The sequence below is a fragment of the Variovorax sp. 01N425 genome, from assembly GCF_056399465.1.
In genome coordinates this window covers 461814-480021 of record NZ_JBFTRJ010000002.1, presented here as the reverse complement: position 1 = coordinate 480021, position 18208 = coordinate 461814, and the positions used below count along the sequence as shown (strand labels likewise).

Annotated in this window: 16 protein-coding genes; 11 read left to right on the top strand and 5 right to left on the bottom strand. The window is 69.0% G+C overall.

Features of this window, described 5'->3' with window-relative positions; all coding sequences use genetic code 11:
- Positions 1-156: 156 nt before the first annotated feature.
- The 3 genes from AC1DSC_RS05415 to AC1DSC_RS05405 are packed head-to-tail and all read left to right on the top strand — an operon-like array spanning position 157 to position 2415.
- Positions 157-588, top strand: a complete 432-nt coding sequence (locus AC1DSC_RS05415; protein WP_278879865.1) for a VOC family protein — start codon at positions 157-159, stop codon at positions 586-588.
- A 9-nt stretch (positions 589-597) separates the two neighbouring features.
- Complete coding sequence (locus tag AC1DSC_RS05410; RefSeq protein ID WP_436288200.1) at positions 598-1509, top strand: amino acid ABC transporter substrate-binding protein; 912 nt, start codon at positions 598-600, stop codon at positions 1507-1509.
- A 39-nt stretch (positions 1510-1548) separates the two neighbouring features.
- Positions 1549-2415 (top strand): LysR family transcriptional regulator, encoded by an 867-nt coding sequence (locus AC1DSC_RS05405; protein WP_436288201.1) that lies wholly within the window; start codon positions 1549-1551, stop codon positions 2413-2415.
- Here AC1DSC_RS05405 and AC1DSC_RS05400 read toward each other — a convergent pair.
- Both AC1DSC_RS05400 and AC1DSC_RS05395 read right to left on the bottom strand, forming a co-directional pair.
- Positions 2409-4967, bottom strand: coding sequence for a PepSY domain-containing protein (locus tag AC1DSC_RS05400; RefSeq protein WP_436288202.1), 2559 nt, complete (start codon positions 4965-4967; stop codon positions 2409-2411). The genes AC1DSC_RS05405 and AC1DSC_RS05400 overlap by 7 nt on opposite strands.
- 55 nt (positions 4968-5022) lie before the next feature.
- Complete coding sequence (locus tag AC1DSC_RS05395; protein ID WP_436288203.1) at positions 5023-7149, bottom strand: TonB-dependent siderophore receptor; 2127 nt, start codon at positions 7147-7149, stop codon at positions 5023-5025.
- A gap of 212 nt (positions 7150-7361) precedes the next feature.
- On the opposite strand from AC1DSC_RS05395, the gene AC1DSC_RS05390 reads away from it, so the two are divergent.
- From AC1DSC_RS05390 to AC1DSC_RS05380, 3 genes are read left to right on the top strand one after another with little or no spacing between them, the layout of a single operon-like run.
- On the top strand, positions 7362-8375 hold the full coding sequence (locus AC1DSC_RS05390; protein WP_436037381.1) for a thiamine pyrophosphate-dependent dehydrogenase E1 component subunit alpha: 1014 nt from the start codon (positions 7362-7364) through the stop codon (positions 8373-8375).
- Complete coding sequence (locus AC1DSC_RS05385) at positions 8366-9328, top strand: alpha-ketoacid dehydrogenase subunit beta (RefSeq protein WP_436037383.1); 963 nt, start codon at positions 8366-8368, stop codon at positions 9326-9328. The genes AC1DSC_RS05390 and AC1DSC_RS05385 overlap by 10 nt, the downstream gene beginning before the upstream one ends.
- 13 nt (positions 9329-9341) lie before the next feature.
- Positions 9342-9764, top strand: a complete 423-nt coding sequence (locus tag AC1DSC_RS05380) for a MarR family winged helix-turn-helix transcriptional regulator (RefSeq protein ID WP_436037385.1) — start codon at positions 9342-9344, stop codon at positions 9762-9764.
- A gap of 3 nt (positions 9765-9767) precedes the next feature.
- Here the strand turns inward: AC1DSC_RS05380 and AC1DSC_RS05375 are convergent, their stop codons facing one another.
- On the bottom strand, positions 9768-10529 hold the full coding sequence (locus AC1DSC_RS05375) for an SDR family oxidoreductase (protein ID WP_015867781.1): 762 nt from the start codon (positions 10527-10529) through the stop codon (positions 9768-9770).
- 116 nt (positions 10530-10645) lie between these two features.
- Between AC1DSC_RS05375 and AC1DSC_RS05370 the strand changes: the two genes are divergently transcribed.
- Positions 10646-11572 (top strand): LysR family transcriptional regulator, encoded by a 927-nt coding sequence (locus tag AC1DSC_RS05370; protein WP_062364132.1) that lies wholly within the window; start codon positions 10646-10648, stop codon positions 11570-11572.
- A gap of 63 nt (positions 11573-11635) precedes the next feature.
- Positions 11636-12655 (top strand): Bug family tripartite tricarboxylate transporter substrate binding protein, encoded by a 1020-nt coding sequence (locus AC1DSC_RS05365; protein ID WP_018905171.1) that lies wholly within the window; start codon positions 11636-11638, stop codon positions 12653-12655.
- Positions 12656-12767: 112 nt separating this feature from the next.
- On the opposite strand, the gene AC1DSC_RS05360 is transcribed toward AC1DSC_RS05365, so the two are convergent.
- Together AC1DSC_RS05360 and AC1DSC_RS05355 are read right to left on the bottom strand one after the other, a co-directional pair.
- The gene (locus AC1DSC_RS05360) at positions 12768-13091 is read right to left on the bottom strand and encodes a DUF1840 domain-containing protein (RefSeq protein ID WP_015867784.1); all 324 of its coding nucleotides are present in this window, start codon (positions 13089-13091) and stop codon (positions 12768-12770) included.
- A 12-nt stretch (positions 13092-13103) separates the two neighbouring features.
- Complete coding sequence (locus tag AC1DSC_RS05355) at positions 13104-14372, bottom strand: SAM-dependent methyltransferase (protein ID WP_062364129.1); 1269 nt, start codon at positions 14370-14372, stop codon at positions 13104-13106.
- A gap of 155 nt (positions 14373-14527) precedes the next feature.
- Here AC1DSC_RS05355 and AC1DSC_RS05350 point away from each other — a divergent pair, with 155 nt between their 5' ends.
- From AC1DSC_RS05350 to AC1DSC_RS05340, 3 genes are read left to right on the top strand one after another with little or no spacing between them, the layout of a single operon-like run.
- Positions 14528-16876 carry a bifunctional salicylyl-CoA 5-hydroxylase/oxidoreductase gene (locus tag AC1DSC_RS05350; RefSeq protein ID WP_436037388.1) on the top strand — a complete coding sequence of 783 codons (2349 nt, stop codon included), beginning with the start codon at positions 14528-14530 and terminating at the stop codon, positions 16874-16876.
- Position 16877: 1 nt separating this feature from the next.
- Positions 16878-17354, top strand: a complete 477-nt coding sequence (locus tag AC1DSC_RS05345) for a MarR family winged helix-turn-helix transcriptional regulator (protein ID WP_015867787.1) — start codon at positions 16878-16880, stop codon at positions 17352-17354.
- Entirely contained in the window at positions 17351-18205 is an 855-nt protein-coding gene (locus AC1DSC_RS05340; protein WP_027730984.1) for an enoyl-CoA hydratase family protein, read from the top strand. The genes AC1DSC_RS05345 and AC1DSC_RS05340 overlap by 4 nt, the downstream gene beginning before the upstream one ends.
- Positions 18206-18208 lie beyond the last annotated feature (3 nt).

Here is an 18208-nt window from a genome sequence, read left to right as displayed (position 1 = left end):
GCGCTGGGCACCCGGGAATTCCCGGGGAATGCGCTTGGCCCGCGGGCGCGTCGAGCATCGAAAAGATCGATGCTCAGCAAGAAAATATATCGTTTTCGGTTATGGGGCGCGCTGCTTAAAGTCCGGCCATCCTGAACTCACAGACCGATGGCCGCCATGAATGCATCCCCCACGAGAATTCCGTTCCACCTGGCTTTCCCCGTCCGCGACATTGCCGAAGCCCGCGCCTTCTACGGCGAGCTGCTCGGATGCCCCGAGGGCCGCAGCGCGCCCGAATGGGTCGACTTCGACTTCCACGGCCACCAGATCGTGGCGCACCTCGCCCCCGATGAATGCGGCCATAAGGCCAGCAGCGCGGTCGACGGGCACGACGTGCCGGTGCGCCACTTCGGCGCCATCCTCCCGATGGACCAATGGCAGGCGCTGGCCGACAAGCTGGTGGCGCGCCAGACCCGCTTCGTGATCGAGCCCTACATCCGCTTCAAGGGCGAGCCGGGCGAACAGGCGACGATGTTCTTCCTCGATCCGTCGGGCAATGCCATCGAGATGAAGTCGTTCGCGAATCTCGATTCGCTGTTCGCCGTCTGAGGGCGCCGCGTGAAGACACGACGCTTTCTTGCAGCCGCGGCCGCCACAGCACTGCTGCTGTCCGCCGCAGGCGCCGGTGCGCAAACCGACACCTTGAAGAAGATCAGGGAGTCCGGCGCCATCACCATGGGCGTGCGCGACGCCTCGGGCGCCATGTCCTTCACGCTGGGGCCGGGCAGCTACACGGGCTTTCACGTCGAAGTCTGCGAGCGTGTCGTCGCCGACATCGGCCGGGCGCTGCAGATCGAGAAGATCCACGTGAAGTACCAGCTGGTCACGCCGCAGAATCGCATTGCCCTGGTGCAGAACGGCACCGTCGACATCGAGTGCGGCACCACGACCAACAATGCGGCGCGCCAGAAAGACGTGGCGTTCGCGCCCACGCTCTACGTCGAAGGGGTTCGCATCGCCGTGAAGGCGGCCTCCGGCATCGTGTCGCCCGCGCAGCTCTCGGGCAAGGCGGTGGCCGCGACGACGGGCACCACCTCCGTCCAGCTCCTCAGGAAGCTCAAGCGCGAGGGTGCGGGCGAGATCGCGGAGGTGCTCGCCAAGGACAACAGCGAAGGCTTCCTGCTGCTCGAATCGGGCCGGGTGGATGGCTTTGCGGCCGACGGCCAGATCCTTGCCACGCTGATCTCCAAGAGCAGGGAGCCGGCGCAGTACAGGCTGCTCGACCAGGTTCTCAGTGTCGAGCCGATCGCGATCATGCTTGCGAAGGGCGACCCCGCGTTCAAGAAGCTCGTCGACCAGAGCGTGGTGTCGCTGGCCAGGAGCGGAGAAGCCGCGCGGCTCTACGACAAGTGGTTCATGCAGCCCATTCCTCCGCACAACTCGAAGGTCGGGCTGCCGGCCAGCGCCTTGACGAAGGCCGCCTGGGCCAGTCCGAGCGACAAGCCGATGGAAGCGTACGAGGCGCGATGAATCATTGAACCTTGCATCGATTCTTGAGATGCTCGGTTCATGATCAACGAACTCAGAACCTTCATCGCCGTCTGCCGCCACGGCACCTTTGCCGCTGCGGGAGAGCGGATCGGCCTGACGCAGTCGGCGGTCAGCAGCCAGGTCAAGCGGCTCGAGGAAGCGCTGGGGTTCGAGCTGTTCGAGCGCACCGGGCGCTCGGCCACCTTGAATGCGGCCGGCCAGACGACGCTGGCGCGCGCGGAGCAGATCTGCGCGCTCTACGCCAAGCTCGGCGAGCTTCCCGATGACGCCGCGAGCGGCGGGCTGCTGCGCATCGGCGCGATTGCCTCGGCGCAGTCGACGCTGGTCGCACGGGCGCTTGCAAGGCTGCGCAAGCAGCAGCCGCTGCTGCGCGTGCATGTGTCGCCCGGCGTGTCGATGCGGCTGATGGACGAGCTCGATGCAGGCACGATCGATGCCGCGGTGATCATCCGGCCGCCGTTCGGCATTCTTCCGGAGCTGGCGTGGCAGCCGCTGGTGCAGGAGCCGTATGTGCTCATCGCGCCCAGGAAACTGCCGGGAAAGGACTGGCGCGCGCTGCTCCAGGAACAGCCCTTCCTGCGCTACGACCGCGCATCATTCGGCGGCCGCATGGTGGAAAGATTCCTCCGGCGCGAAGGCATCGCGGTCAACGATTCGATCGAACTCGACGAGATCGCCGGGCTCATCCACATGGCGTCCAAGGGGCTGGGCGTTGCGCTCGTTCCGCTGGTCGAGGCGCACCTTCCGCTGCCCGCGGGTGTTCGCATGCTCTCGCTCGGCGAGCTCACGTTCCACCGCGAGGTGGGCCTGCTGCTGCGCAAGCCGCGCGCCAGCCCGCCTGCCGCCGCGCTGTTTGCGCAGTGCCTGCGGGAAGCCGCTCAATAGACGTCGCGCCGGTAACGGCCCTCTGCCACCAGCGCGTCATAGGCCGGCGCGCCCAGCACCTCGCGCAATGCGAGATCGACGCCCGGCGCCATGCCTTCGAGGCTGCCGCAGACGTAGACCACCGCCCCCTCGGCCACCCATTGGCGCAGCAGGCCGGCCGCCTCGCGCAGCCGGTGCTGCACATACAGGCGCTCGGCCTGGTCGCGCGAGAACACGAGGTCGACGCGCTCGAGCGCCGCGGCCGCCTGCCACTGCGCGATCTCCTCGGCGCAGAAGGCGTCATGCGCGGCATTCCGCTCGCCGAACACCAGCCAGTTGCGCCCGTGGCCTCGGCGCACGCGCTCGCGAAGATGCGCGCGCAGGCCGGCAAAGCCGGAGCCGTTGCCGATGAAGACGCAGGGCGCCTCGTCGTCGACGAGCGCGAAAGCGGGATTGGGCAGCAGGCGCAGCTCGACCTGCGCATCCAGCGGCGCTCCCTCGGTCAGCCAGCCCGAGGCCACGCCCATGCCGTCCGCATGGCGGGCCTGGCGCACCAGCAGCTGCACGCAGCCATCGGCGGTGGTCGAGGCCACCGAATAGCGCCGCGGCGCGAGCGGCACCAGCATGTCGGCCAGTGCCTGCGCGCTGGCCGCCGGTGCGGCCGGAAGCATGCTGCGGGACAGCGCGTCTTCGAGCGTGCACGCGCGGCCATCGCAGCGCACGCGCGTTCGCCCGTCGAGGCCGGCGCGGCGCAGGAATTGCTCGACCGCGTGGCCGGACTGGCGCGGCAGCAGTTCGACGAGCGCGCCCGGCGCCCAGTCGGCCGCGCCCGCATGCGCGAGCTCGACCTCGAAGAGCGGATCGCCCTGGCTGCCGGCATTGAGCAGCGTCCGCCGCACGAGGCGCCAGGGCTCGAAGGGCGCCGCCTCCGCTTCGTGCGACTTCCATGCGCCGGGCTGCAGCACGCCGAAGGCTTCGGCCAACGCGTGCTGCCAGCGCGCCAGCGCACCGGCATCGCCGTTGTGCACTTCGATCATCGGGAACAGCGCCTCTGCGCCATGGCCGCGCAGGTCGCGGTCGAGCGACCGGCCGAAGCCGCAGAAGTTGGCGTAGTGCCGGTCCCCGAGCGCGAGCAGGCCGTAGTGCACATGCTGCAGGCCGGAACCGGTCTGCAGCGCGAACTGGCGCGCAAAGGCGCGCAGGCTGTCCGGCGGATCGCCATCGCCGAAGGTGCTGGCCACCAGCAGCACCTTGCGGTAGCGCCGCAGCGCCTCCACGCTCAGGCGCACCAGCGGCTGCAGCACCACCGCGACGCCGGCCGACTGCAGCACCGCGGCCGTCTGCAGCGCGATGCGCTCTGCCTGCCCGGTCTGGCTCGCAAAGGCGAGCAGCACGGGCTCGGCGCCGGGCGCGTCCGGCTGCAGTACCGGACCGAGCCGCGTGCGCTCTTCGCGCACGGCCCGCTTGGTGCGCCGGCGTCCGAGGTAGAGCATCCACCCCGTGACCGCGAACAGCGCCAGGCCCAGGCTGCCGAGCAGCATCACGATGCGGCCCGGCAATCCCCAGTAGGTGCCCATGTGCATCGGATAGATGCTGTTGACCAGGCGGCCGGCCAGCGGCTTGTCGGCGTAGCGCTGGTGCCGGGAGGGCTCGCCGGTGGCGGCGTCGAGATAGAGGCGGTTGCGTGCGCGTTCGTGTTCGGGGCGGGCACGCAGGTAGGTCACTTCCACCTGCGATGCATTGCGCGCCGGCGGGCGCAGCGTGGCCAAGCTCCAGTCGCCGCCGGTTTCATCGAGGAAGGACTGCCACACGCGCTGCAGGTCGGGCGCCGCCTGCGCCTTGGCGGGCGCGCCGCCGGCCTGCATGCCCTGCGCACGGACCACGCGCCCTTCGCCGGCGGCGTTGTCGACCATCGCGCGCACGGCGTCGAAGCCCCAGTAGATGCCCGTGAGGCTCGAGACCAGGTACACCAGCAGCGCAAGGGTGCCGGCCACCGCATGCAGGTTCCAGAGAAAGGCGCGGCCGGTCAGCGCGAAGTCCAGCTTCAGCCAGGCCCGCCACGCGAGCGGCCGGCGCGGCCAGCGCAGGTAGAGGCCCGACAGCGCAAGGATCAGCAGCCCCGCGGCCAGCGTGCCGGTGACGGGCTTGCCCGCATCGCGCGGCAGCAGCAGCCAGCGATGCAGGTGCTCGGCGAACTCGAAGAAGGCCTCGCCCGTGGGCACGGGCAGCAGCGCGCCGGTCCAGGGATCGATCAGCCGGACCTCGCCCTGGCGCTCGCCTTCGGGCGGCGCGAAGTTGACGCGCGCCGGCCGCCCCGCTTCGGCAAACACCGTGAGCGCGGCGATGCGCAATGCCGGCTCCGCCGCCTGCACCTGCGCCGCGAGCGCTGCGGGCCGCAGTGCCGGTGCACCGGCGGGGTTGGGAATGTGGCGCAGCGTGGGATTGAGCGCGTCGACGATCTCCGCGCGAAAGGAGAGCACCGCGCCGCTCAGCCCGATCACGACGAGCACGCTTCCGGCCGTGATGCCGATGAACCAGTGGATCTGGAACCAGATCCGTCTCAGGAGAGCCATGGGGAAAAAACGCCGAAGGATGTGGAGGGCCGCTGCCGTCTTGTTGCGGATGCGTTCAAAGGTCGACCTTGAGCGTCGCCTTGATGCTGCGCGGCGCGCCCACGGCCAGCCGCGTGCCGGCCGCCGCCCAGTAGCGCTTGTCGGCCACGTTGTCGATGTTGACCTGCCACAGCGTGCGCTTGCCGAACAGCTGCGTCACGTAGCGCGCGCCCAGGCCGAAGAGGGTGTTGCCGCCGATGAAGGCCTGGTTCAGGTCGTCCACCGGCCGGCGCCCCGTGTAGTAGGCGCCCGCGTTGACCGACAGGCCCGGCACCGCGGCAATGTCGTACGAGAGGAAGGCACTGGCCGTCTGCCTGGCGGTGTTCTCGGGCATCTTGCCGTTGTATTGCGCGTTGATGCCGCGGAACTCGGCATCGAGCGACTGGGCCGACAGCTGCCAGGCGAGCGCGCGCGTCAGGCGGCCCTGCGCCGAAATTTCAAGTCCGCGGTAGCGCTGGCGCCCGTCGGCCACGAAGGTGTTGGCGCTGTTGGTGTAGGCGCCGGGGCGTTCGATGTCGAACAGCGCGCCCGACAGCAGCATGCCGCCGTCGGTGAGCCAGCGCAGGCCGATTTCCTTCTGCTTGCTCACGCCGGGCGGCATGTGGGCGTTCTGGTTGGCGGTGCCGGCCGGTGCGATCTCGCCTTCCTCCACGCCCTCCGCATAGGAGACGTAGCCCACCAGCGCGGGCGTGAACCTGTAGCTCAGCGCCGCGAGCGGCGTGGTCTTGCGCACGTCGTAGGCAAGCGACGGGATCGTGGCGCCCGCGCCCTGCGTGCTCTCGTAGTGCGTGCGGCGCAGGCCCGCCACCAGCTGCCACTGCGGCGAGAAGGTGATGCGGTCGAGCGCATAGAGCCCGAGCTCCTCGCTCTCCTGGGCGCCGGTGGTGGGCCGGGCCGGCCGCGCCGTCAGCGGCAAATAGCCGATGGGCACCGGGTTGTACAGGTTCTGCACGGTGCCGGCGCCGCCGTAGTTGCGCTGGAAGATCGGGTCCTGCGTCTTCTTGCTGCGCGCGGCGCCGAGCGTGAGCTCGTGCTGCACGCTGCCGGTCGAGAAGGTGCCGAACAGTTCGGTGCGCAGCAGGTCCGAGGTCTGCTTCAGGCTCTGGTCGTTGCCGGTGATGCGGCCGGCGCCGGTCCGCACGTTGTAGTTGCTGAAGCTTGCCAGCCGGCGGTCGCGCTCGGCTTCGGAGTGGCCGGCTTCCACGGTCAGCGCCCAGTTGCCTCCGAGCGAGTAGTCGGCGCGCAGTTGCGTGTTGGTGACCTCGGCGTCGAACACGGCCCACGGCGGCCCGAGCAGCTTGTCGGGGTTGGGCAGGGCGGGCAGCGCGATCACGCCGTTGACGGCCGCGAGCCGGGTGATGCCGGCCTGCTCGGTGATGCGCTTGCGGTAGTTCTCGACGTCGGCCTTCAGCGTGAGCCGGCTGTTGACGCGCCAGTCGAACGCGGCCGACACGAACCTGCGGTGGCCGTCCACGCCGTCGATGTTGGAGCCGATGCGTCCGCCGGCCGCGTTGATGCGCAGCCCGTACTGCTTCTGGTCGCCGAACTGCCGCCCGAGATCGACCAGCGCCTGCGCCGAGCCGCGGTCGTCGAGCGTGAGGCCGACGGTGCTCACGGGCGTGCTGCCGGCGCGCTTGGTCACGAGGTTGACGATGCCCGCGGGCGTGGTGAAGCCGTAGTAGAGCGCCGATGCGCCCTTCAGCACCTCGACGCGCTCCTTGTTCTCCATCGGAATCTCGGAGATGTTGGGAATTGCGAGCGAGCCGTTGAGCCGGTAGTTCGTGCGGTTCTCCACCGCGATGCCGCGGATCACGAGCTGGTCGAAGGTGTCGCCGCCGTTCTGCTGGCGCGTCACGCCGGCCGTGTTGCGCAGCGCCTCGTAGATGCTGGCCGCGCCCTGCAGCTCCAGCACCTCGCGCGTGACGGTGTTGACCGTGGCGGGCACGTCCATGATGCCGGCGCCGCGGAAGGTGCCGGCCTCCACCGTGTTGGCGACGAAGCCGGTGGTCGCGCTGGATTCCACCGTGACGGTGCCGAGCTGCCCGCGCGCCTCGGCGGCGGGATCGGCGGCGGGCTGGGCGGTTTGGGCATGGGAAAAGGCCCCCGCGAGCGCGAGAGGCGTTGCCAGAAAGAACTTGTGCATGGGAAAGGCTGGGGACCGGCGCTGCTTCGATCGACAGGGGCAGCAGCCGCAAAGGAATCGTGCGGACGGGGGCGCCATTCTACCGATGCATTTGAGAATCATTCTCAGACTTCCGCTGCCGGCGCATGAGAGGGGTAAGCCCTGTGAGGCGATATCGTCACGCTTGATACGATTTTTGCCGGAACGCCCTCGTCAAGGGCGCTGGAGACAAGATGGACCCGAGCAATTCAGGCACGGCGCTGTACCGCGCCATGGTGCGCATCCGCGCCTTCGAGAACGCCGCCGAAGCCGCGAGCCAGGGCGGCGTGAGCGCCTATGGCCAGCAGGCCGCCGGTGCCGCCAAGGTGCGCGGCCCGCTGCATCTTTCGACCGGCCAGGAGGCGGTGCCCGCGGGCGTCTGCGCGCATCTGCGCACGAGCGACTACCTCACCTCCACGCACCGCGGCCACGGCCACACGCTGGCCAAGCGCGCCGACCTCGCCCGCATGATGTGCGAGCTGTTCGGCAAGGCCAGCGGCTTCAACGGCGGCAAGGGCGGCTCGATGCACATCGCGGACTTCTCGGTCGGCATGCTGGGCGCGAACGGCGTGGTGGCGGCGGGGCTGCCGATTGCGGTGGGCGCGGCGCATGCGCAGAAGCTGCTCGGGAAAGGTGACGACATCACGGTCTGCTTTTTTGGCGACGGCGCGATCAACCGCGGCCCTTTTCTCGAAGCGCTGAACTGGGCGCGCGTGTACGGCCTGCCGGTGCTCTTCGTCTGCGAGGACAACCGCTGGAGCGCCACCACCGCGAGCGGCCCGATGACGGCGGGCGAGGGCGCCTCGGCACGCGCCGCGTCGATGGACATCGCGGCCACGCAGGTCGATGGCAACGACGTGTTCGCGGTGCACGAAACCGCCGCGCGGCTGGTCGCCGAAGTGCGCGGCGGCGGCGGACCGCGGCTGCTGCATGCGCTGACCTACCGCGTGAAGGGGCATGTGTCGGTCGACCTCGCGGCCTACCGCGATCCGACCGAACTGGCGGCCGCGCTCGAAACCGATCCGATCGCGCGGGCGCGCGGGCAGCTGCTGGACATGGGCGTGGCCGCCGCGGCGCTGGATGCCATCGAGAATGCCGCGCGCGACGAGGTCGATACCGCGCTGGCCATCGCCGACGCGGCGCCCTGGCCCGAGCCGAGTGCCGCGTTCACTGACGTGCAGACCACGGGAGCAGGCCAATGGTATTGAAGGATTTGAGCTATTCCGAAGCCGCCGTGCTCGCAATCCAGCGCGAAATGGAGGCCGACCCGCGCGTGGTGGTGCTCGGCGAGGACGTGGGCCGCGGCGGCATCTTCGGCCAGTACAAGGGCCTGCAGCAGGCCTTCGGCGACGAGCGCGTGATCGACACGCCGATCAGCGAGGCCGCGATCATGGGCGCCGGCGTGGGCATGGCGCTCGCGGGCCTGCGGCCCGTGGTCGAGATGCGCGTGGTCGACTTCGCGCTCTGCGGCATGGATGAGCTGGTGAACCAGGCCGCCAAGAACCGCTTCATGTTCGGCGGCCAGGGCCGCGTGCCGCTGGTGGCGCGCATGCCCGGCGGCATCTGGGACGCCTCGGCCGCGCAGCACTCGCAGTCGCTCGAAGCCTGGTTCGCGCACCTGCCGGGCCTGGTGGTGGTGAGCCCGTCGACGCCGCAGGACAACTACGGCCTCCTGCGCGCCGCGCTCGCGTGCGGCGACCCGGTGGTCTACATCGAGCACAAGACGCTCTGGGGCCTGCGCGGCGAGGTCGACGAAGACATCGCCGTGCCGCTCGGCAAGGCGCGGCGCGTGCGCGAAGGCAATGCGCTCACGCTCGTGAGCTGGAGCCGGCAGATGCAGGCCTGCGCCGCGGCCTGCGATGCGCTGGCGGCCGAAGGCATCGCGGTCGACCTGATCGACCTGCGCACGCTCTGGCCCTGGGACCGCGAAACGGTGCTCGCGTCGTGCGCGCGCACCCAGCGGCTGCTGGTGGTGCACGAGGCGGTGCAGGTGGCCGGCTTCGGCGCCGAGATTGCCGCCAGCGCCGCCGAGGCCACGGGCTGCCGGGTGGCGCGGCTCGGCGCGCCGCGCATTCCGGTCGGCTATGCGCCGGTGCTGGAGGCGCAATCGCGCGTCGGCGCCGAAGCCATCGCGGCCGCCGCGAGAAAACTGCTGGGCTGAACCGCGCCGCGCCATGGACCCGCTGTTCTTCAAGCTGGTGCGGGTGGTCAACCTCACGGCGCGGCCCTTTCACGAGAAGGTGGGCCGCGAGCACCACCTCACGCTCAACGAATGGCGTGCCATGGCGGTGCTCGGCGCGCAGCCGGGGCTCCATGCCACGCAGATCGCGGACCTCACCGGCCTCGACAAGATGGCGGTGAGCCGCGCCCTGGCCGGCCTGAAGCGCCACAAGCGCGTGCAGCTCCTGGGCGACCCCACCGACCGGCGCCGCAGCCGGCTTTACCTCACGGCGGCGGGCAAGGCGCTGCACGAAACCGTCGGCATGCTGGGCCGCCAGCGCGAGGCCGCGCTGTTCGAGGGCATCGCAGCCGACGAGCTCGTCCGCCTCGATGCCACCCTGGACAAGCTCGTTGCCGCCGTCCAGCGCGCCGGGTAGCCGTCAGGCTGCAAAGCCGCCGTCGATGTTGAGGCTGGCGCCCGTCACGAAGGCGGCTTCGGGGCTTGCGAGGTAGGCCACCATGCCGGCGATTTCCTCGGGGCGCGCGTGGCGGGCCAGCGCCATCAGGCCGTGCATCGCGGCGGCATTGGGGCCGTCGACCGGGTTCATGTCGGTGTTGACCGGGCCGGGCTGCACGTTGTTGACCGTGATGCCGCGCGGGCCGAGGTCGCGCGACAGGCCCTGCACCAGGCCCTTGAGCGCCGACTTGCTCATGGCATAGGCGCTGCCGCCGGGCCAGGGCATGCGCTCGGCGTTGGTGCTGCCGATGTTGATGATGCGGCCGCCTTCGCCCATGTGGCGCACGGCCGCCTTGGCCGCCACGAACACGGCGCGCACGTTGATGTCCAGCGTGCGGTCGAAATCCTCGAGCGAGAAATCGTCGATGGTGCCGGGCAGGAAGACGCCGGCGTTGTTGACCAGCACGTCGATGCGGCCGAGCTTGCGCGCGGCCTCGTCGATGCCGGCGGTGAGCGCGGCGGCGTCGGCGCTGTCGATCTTCAGCGCCAGCGCGCGGCCGCCTTCGGCCTCGAGGCTGCGCACGAGCTCGTCGGCCGGTGCGCTCGAGCTGGCGTAGCTGAAGGCAACGGCGGCGCCGTCCTCGGCCAGGCGCCGCACGATGGCGGCGCCGATGCCGCGTGAACCGCCGGTAACGAAAGCGACCTTGCCCGCGAGCACGGGGGAAGTGGATTTGCTGAGAGCCATGGTGATGTTTTCCTATCGGTTGTGAGGTGGAAGACCTTCAGTGTCGGGATTCCATTACCGTTGCGGTAGCCATCAATCGGTCCAATCAGATTCAACTATTGATTGAAAATAGGCCCATGGAACCGCTCAATCACCTCCAGTCCTTCGTGCAGAGCGCCGAAAGCGGCAGCTTCTCGGCCGCCGCCCGCCGGCTCGGGCTCACGCCGGCCGCGGTCAGCAAGAACGTCGCGCGGCTCGAAGCGCGGCTGGGCGTGCGGCTGTTCCAGCGCAGCACCCGCCGCCTCACGCTGACGGAGGGCGGCGAGCGTTTCCTCGGCCAGATCGGCGGTGCCCTTGCCACGCTGCAGGACGCGGTGGCCGGGCTCTCGAAGGACGACGGCCAGCCCGCCGGCACGCTCAAGGTGAGCATGGGCCAGGCCTTCGGCCGCGAGCATGTGCTGCCGATGATGGGCGACTTCCTGGCCCGCTATCCGTCCATCCTGCCCGACTGGCACTTCGACAACCAGCAGGTGGACCTCGTGGGCGAAGGCTTCGACGCGGCCATCGGCGGCGGCATCGAGCTCTCGCCCGGCGTGGTGGCGCGCGAACTGGCGCGCATCCATGTGGTGGCGGTGGCCGCCCCGGCCTACCTGGCAGGCCGCGCGCTGCCGGCGCAGCCCGCGGAACTGGCGCAGCTGGACGCCCTGCTGCGGCGCTCCTCGCCCACCGGCCGGCTTCGCAGCTGGACGCTGCAGCACGCGGGCGGCGACCAGGCCACGGTGGAACTGCCGCGGCCGCGCGCGATCTTCAACGACCCCGAAGCCATTGCGCATGCCGCGCTGATGGGCCTGGGTGTCGCCATGCTGCCGATGCCCTTCGTCGAGCGCGGGCTTCGCAGCGGCGAGCTGGTGCGCCTGCTGCCCGAGTGGCACTTCGATGCGGGCGCGGTCTGGCTCTACTACCCGAGCAAGAAGCTGCTGCCCGCGAAGACCCGCGTGTTCATCGACTTCGTGCTCGAGCGCTTTCGCAGCGAGCGTTTCGCCGAGCGCATGCAGGTGGCATAGACCGGCGCCGCACGGGGTTTTTACCCGCCATGCGCGCGGCGGTTCCCCTGTACAAACGCCCGCATGACCTCTTCTTCAAATTTCAAGACGAACCGCCGCGCCGCACTGGCCGCTTCCGCCGCCGCCATCGCCCTCGCGGCCACTCCTTCCTGGGCCCAGAGCACCTGGCCGACCAAGCCGGTGCGCATCGTCGTGCCCTTTGCGGCCGGCGGCACCACCGACATCCTGGCGCGCGCCGTTGCGCCCGAACTGTCGAAGGCCTTCGGCCAGCAGTTCATCGTCGACAACCGCGCGGGCGCGGGCGGCAACGTGGGCGCCGAGATCGTGGCGCGCGCGCCGAACGACGGCTATACGCTGCTGATGGGCACGGTCGGCACGCACGGCATCAACCGCGCGCTCTATCCCAAGCTGCCGTTCGACCCGATCAAGGATTTCGTGCCGATCACGCTGGTGGCGGCCGTGCCGAACGTGATGGAAATGAACGCCGACAAGGCCAAGGCGCTGAACATCCACAACGTGCAGGACTTCATCAAGTACGCCAAGGCCAACCCCGGCAAGCTCAACATGGCCTCGAGCGGCAGCGGCACCTCGATCCACCTGGCGGGCGAGCTCTTCAAGAGCATGACCGGCACCTTCATGGCCCACATCCCGTACAAGGGCTCGGGCCCGGCGCTGCTGGACATGGTGGGCGGCAATGCCGACGTGATGTTCGACAACCTGCCCTCGTCGATGGCGCAGATCAAGGGCGGCAAGCTCACGGCGCTGGCCGTGACCAGCGCCAAGCGTTCGCCGGCGCTGCCCGACATTCCGACGGTCGAGGAAGCGGGCGGTCCGTCGCTCAAGGGCTTCGAGGCGAGCTCGTGGTTCGGCCTGCTGGCGCCGGCCGGCACCTCGCCCGAGATCGTGAACCGGATCCAGCAGGAAGTGGCCAAGTCGCTCGGCACCCCCGCCATCAAGGAAAAGATGCTCGCCCAGGGCGCCATCCCGAGCGGCAATTCGCCAGCCGACTTCGCCAAGCTGATTGCCAGCGAGCACGTGAAGTGGGCGAAGGTGGTGAAGGACTCAGGCGCGAAAGTGGACTAACCCCCAGGCTTCGCGCACTTCGTGTCGCTTCTCCCTCCCCCTTGCAGGGGGCAGCGCCTGCGGCCCGGCGAAGCCGGTTCCGCGGCGCTCCTCGAAATAAAAAGACAGGCGCTCAGGTCTTCCAGGTCACGTCTTTTTTCTCGGCCAGGGAGTCCCTGAGCATGTGCAGCAGCGGGGCTGCGCGCTGGTGCAGGCCCACGTGCTGCTTCTCGGCCTCGTTGGCATGGCCTTCGACGGCGTAGTCGTCGTGGTTGTGCGGGTTGCTGGCCTCGCGCGCCAGCGCGGACTCGAGCGCCGCAATGGCGCCCGGGATCTGCTCGACCGTGACGATGCCCTGCGGCGCGGGTGCCTTGCCGATGATGTCGAACAGCTGGCGGGCATGCACCTCCAGCATCACGAAGTCAGGGGAGGCCCGGGACTGGAATCGGTACAGCATGGTTGTTCTCACTCACTTGTAGATGTAGTCACGGGCAAAAGGGTACACCGATTGCGAACCGCGCAAAACACCATGCTCGACCCGGCCGTCGGGCTTGGTCGAAAGCATCTGGTGCAGTGAGATCCAGCCCTGCTCGAAGCTCATGGCCGAGCCCGCCAGGTAGAGGCGGTAGGCGCGCAGGATGCGCTCGGCATTCTCGCCCTGGCGGCCGCCCGCGCGCGCGAGCACCTCGCGTGCCGTGTCCAGCTGCGACTCCAGCGCGTCCGACCAGGCCCACAGCGTGCGCGCGTAGTGCGGGCGCAGGCTTTCGGTATCAACCATCTCCAGGCCCGCGGCCGCTGTCTCGCGCAGCACATGCGTCACGTGCAGCAGCTCGCCGCCCGGAAAGATGTACTTCTCGATGAAGTCGCCCATGCCCGCGCCCAGCTGGCGGTAATCGAGCTGGCCCGAGGTGATGCCGTGGTTCAGCACCAGCCCGCCGGGCTTGAGCAGCGAATGGATCTTGCGGAAATAGGTGGGCATGTTGGCCGCGCCCACATGCTCGAACATGCCGACCGACGCGATCTTGTCGAAAGGTGCGTCAGCGGAAAGTTCGCGGTAGTCGCGCAGCTCCACCCGCACGCGGCCCTGCAGGCCCTTTTCCTGGATCAGGCGCTGCACGTGTGCATGCTGGTTCTTCGACAGCGTGATGCCGGTGGCGTCGACGCCGTAGTGCTCCGCCGCCCACAGCAGCAGCCCGCCCCAGCCGGAGCCGATGTCCAGGAAGCGCTCGCCGGGCTGCAGCATGAGCTTGCGGCAGATGTGGTCCAGCTTGGCTTCCTGGGCCTCTGCCAGCGTCAGCCCGGGCGTGCGGAAATAGGCGCACGAGTACACCCGGCGCGGATCGAGCCACAGCGCGTAGAAGTCGTCGGAAACGTCGTAGTGGAACTGGATCTGCTCGGCATCCTTGTGCAGCGAATGCGAGCTGTGGGACTTGGCCAGCCGCATCAGGCGGGTCCACCAGGTGGTGTTGGTCTCCGCCGGGTTGCCCGGCAGCATGCCGACCGTGGCGTCGATCAGGTCGCGCATCGCGCCTTCGATCTGCACCCGGCCTTCCACGTAGGCCTCGCCGATGGCCCCCACCTGGTGCGCCGCCAGCTTGGCCAGCGCCGACCACTCGCTGAACGCCAGGGTGACACGCGACCCCGGCTTGGCAACTCTTCGGCCATCAGGCAGTTCCAGCGCGATGGGCACGGGCAGCGACGCAAGCTGCGACTCGATCTTGGGTATCAAGCTTTGCATGGTGAAGCGATGGTATTGATTTTTTCGATTTTTTGCATGACACCCGCCGCGCCCCGGGTACCCCGCTGGGGATGGCCCCGTTGACACCAGATTGTTTATGCTTAAACTATTCAACCATGAACAGCCTAACCACCGGCTCCCCTGCCGCACCCGCCATGGACCTTCAACGCATCCTGTGCATCGGCGGCGGCCCCGCTGGCCTGTACTTCGCGCTGCTGATGAAGGCGCGCAATCCCGCGCTCGAGATCACCGTGGTGGAGCGCAACCGCCCCTTCGACACCTTCGGCTGGGGCGTGGTGCTCAGCGACCAGACGCTCGCCAACCTGCGCGCGGCCGACGCCGAGACCGCGGCGCTGATCGGCAGCGAGTTCCACCACTGGGACGACATCCAGGTGTTCTTCAAGGGCCGGCAGGTGCGCTCGGGCGGCCATGGCTTCTGCGGCATCGGCCGCAAGCGCCTCCTGAACATCCTGCAGGAGCGCTGCCTCGCGCTCGGCGTGAAGCTGGTCTTCGAGACCGACGCCACCGACGACCAGGCGATCGCCGCCCAGTACAACGCCGACCTGGTGATTGCGAGCGACGGCCTGAACAGCCGCATCCGCCAGCGCTATGCCGACGTGTTCAAGCCCGACATCGACCTGCGCAACTGCCGCTTCGTGTGGCTGGGCACGCACCAGACCTTCGACGCCTTCACCTTCGCCTTCGAACAGACCGAGCACGGCTGGTTCCAGGCCCATGCCTACCAGTTCGACGACAAGACCTCGACCTTCATCGTCGAGACGCCCGAGGCCGTGTGGAAAGCCCACGGCCTCGACCAGATGGAGCAGCCCGAGGCCATCGCCTTCTGCGAGAAGCTGTTCGCCAAGTACCTGGGCGACCATTCGCTCATCAGCAATGCCACGCACCTGCGCGGCTCGGCCAACTGGATCCGTTTTCCGCGCGTGGTGTGCGAGCGCTGGACCCACCGCATCGACGTCGAGGGCCGCTCGGTGCCCGTGGTGCTGATGGGCGACGCGGCGCACACGGCGCACTTCTCGATCGGCTCGGGCACCAAGCTCGCGCTGGAAGATGCGATCGACCTGGCCAACGAATTCGCGCAAGGCGGCACCGTCGACCACGTGCTCGAAGGCTACGAGGCGCGCCGCAGCGTCGAGGTGCTCAAGATCCAGAACGCCGCGCGCAACTCCACCGAATGGTTCGAGAACGTACCGCGCTACACCGGCATGCAGATCGAGCAGTTCGCTTATTCGCTGCTCACGCGCTCCCAGCGCATCAGCCACGAGAACCTGCGTGTGCGCGACACGCAATGGCTCGGCGGCTACGAGCAGTGGCTGGCCGGCGGCAAGCCCGTTGCGCCCATGCTGATGCCGCTGCAGGTGCGCGGCCTCACGCTGAAGAACCGCATCCTGGTGTCGCCAATGGCCACCTACAGCGCGGTCGACGGCGTGCCGCAGGACTTTTTGCTGGTGCACCTGGGCGCCCGCGCGCTCGGCGGCGCCGCCATGGTGTTCGTCGAAATGACGAGTCCGACGCCCGAAGGCCGCATCACCCCCGGCTGCACGGGCCTGTACAACGACGCGCAGCAGGCCGCGTTCAAGCGCATCGTCGACTTCGTGCACACGCAGTCGAGCGCGAAGATCGCCATGCAGCTCGGCCACAGCGGCCCCAAGGGCTCGACCCGCGTGGGATGGGAGGGCACCGACGAGCCGCTCGAAAGCGGCAACTGGCCGCTGCTGGCCGCCAGCGCGGTGGCCTACGGCGAACAGAACCAGCTGCCGGCCGCGATGACGCGCGAGCAGATGGACGCCATGCGCGACCAGTTCGTGGCGTCCACGCGCCGCGCCGCCGAATGCGGCTTCGACTGGCTCGAGCTGCACTGCGCACACGGCTACCTGCTGTCGGCCTTCATCAGCCCGCTCACCAACCTGCGCACCGACGAGTACGGCGGCGGCATCGAAGCGCGCTGCCGCTATCCGCTCGAGGTGTTCCGCGCGATGCGCGCCGCCTGGCCGCAAGACAAGCCGATGAGCGTGCGCATCTCGGCGCACGACTGGGCCCCTGGCGGCAACACCGACGCCGACGCCGTGGTGGTGGCGCGCCTCTTCAAGGAAGCCGGCGCCGATTTCATCGACGTGTCCTCCGGCCAGACCACGCGCACCGCCAAGCCGGTGTACGGCCGCATGTACCAGACGCCGTTCTCGGACCGCATCCGCAACGAGGTCGGCATCTCGACCATTGCGGTCGGCGCCATCACCGACGCCGACCAGGCCAACAGCATCATCGCGGCCGGCCGCGCCGACCTCTGCGCCATCGCCCGCCCGCACCTTGCCGATCCCGCATGGACCCTGCACGAGGCCGCCAAGCTGCAAAGCCGCGACGTCGACTGGCCGAAGCAGTACCTGAGCGGGCGCGACCAGATGTACCGCGAGATCGCCAAGCAGCAGCAGATCGCTGCCGCTGCGAACGCCGCATTGGCTGCCTCCAACAACGAGGAGACGCACTGACATGGACCTCGAAGCACGCGCCCACAGCGAGCACCCCGAGGCCCTGCGCCTCTGGCTGCGGCTGCTCACCTGCACCCAGCTGATCGAGAAGCAGGTGCGCAACGAGCTGCGCTCGCAGTTCGCCACCACGCTGCCGCGCTTCGACCTGATGTCGCAGCTCGAGCGTTCGCCCGACGGCCTGAAGATGAACGAGCTCTCGCGCCGCATGATGGTGACGGGCGGCAACGTCACCGGCATCACCGACCAGCTCGTGACCGAAGGGCTGGTCGAGCGCATCAACGTCGAGGGCGACCGCCGCGCCTGGCGCGTGCGGCTCACGGCGCGCGGCCGCAAGCTCTTCAACGAGATGGCGCAGCAGCACGAAGACTGGATCGTCGATGCCTTCGCGGCGCTCAGCGCCAAGGAGATCGCGCAGCTGCACAAGCTGCTCGGCAAGGTCAAGCAACACTCACACAGCCAGATGGCGGAGGCCGAATGAAGCACTACATCGGCGCGGGCAATCCCATGCACGCGCAATTCGAGGCCAAGGCGCCTTACGCGGCGAAGCACTTCGCATGGCACTACGAAGCGGGCGTCGGCACCATCACGCTGAACCGCCCCGAGCGCAAGAACCCGCTGACCTTCGATTCGTACGCCGAGCTGCGCGACCTGTTCCGTGCGTTGAACTACGCGACCGACGTGAAGGCCATCGTGGTCACCGGCGCCGGCGGCAACTTCTGCTCGGGCGGCGACGTGCACGAGATCATCGGCCCGCTCACCGGCATGCGCATGCCCGAGCTGCTCGAGTTCACACGCATGACCGGCGACCTGGTCAAGGCCATCCGCCATTGCCCGCAGCCGATCGTCGGCGCGATCGACGGCGTGTGCGCCGGCGCCGGCGCGATGATCGCGCTGGCCTGCGACCTGCGCTACGGCTCGCCCGCCACGCGCACCGCCTTCCTGTTCACGCGCGTCGGCCTGGCCGGCGCCGACATGGGTGCCTGCGCCTTGCTGCCGCGCGTGATCGGCCAGGGCCGCGCCTCGGAACTGCTCTTCACCGGCCGCGCGATGACGGCACAGGAAGGCCAGGCCTGGGGCTTCTTCAATGCGCTGCACGAAAGCGATGCACTGCTCGAAGCGGCCACCAAGGTAGCGCGCGAACTGGCCGAAGGCCCGAGCTTCGCGCACGGCATGACCAAGACCATGCTCTCGCAGGAATGGTCGATGACCATCGACCAGGCCATCGAGGCCGAGGCACAGGCACAGGCCATCTGCATGCAGACCGAGGATTTCAAGCGCGCCTACGAAGCGTTTGCAGCCAAGCGCAAGCCCGTGTTCGGCGGAGACTGAATC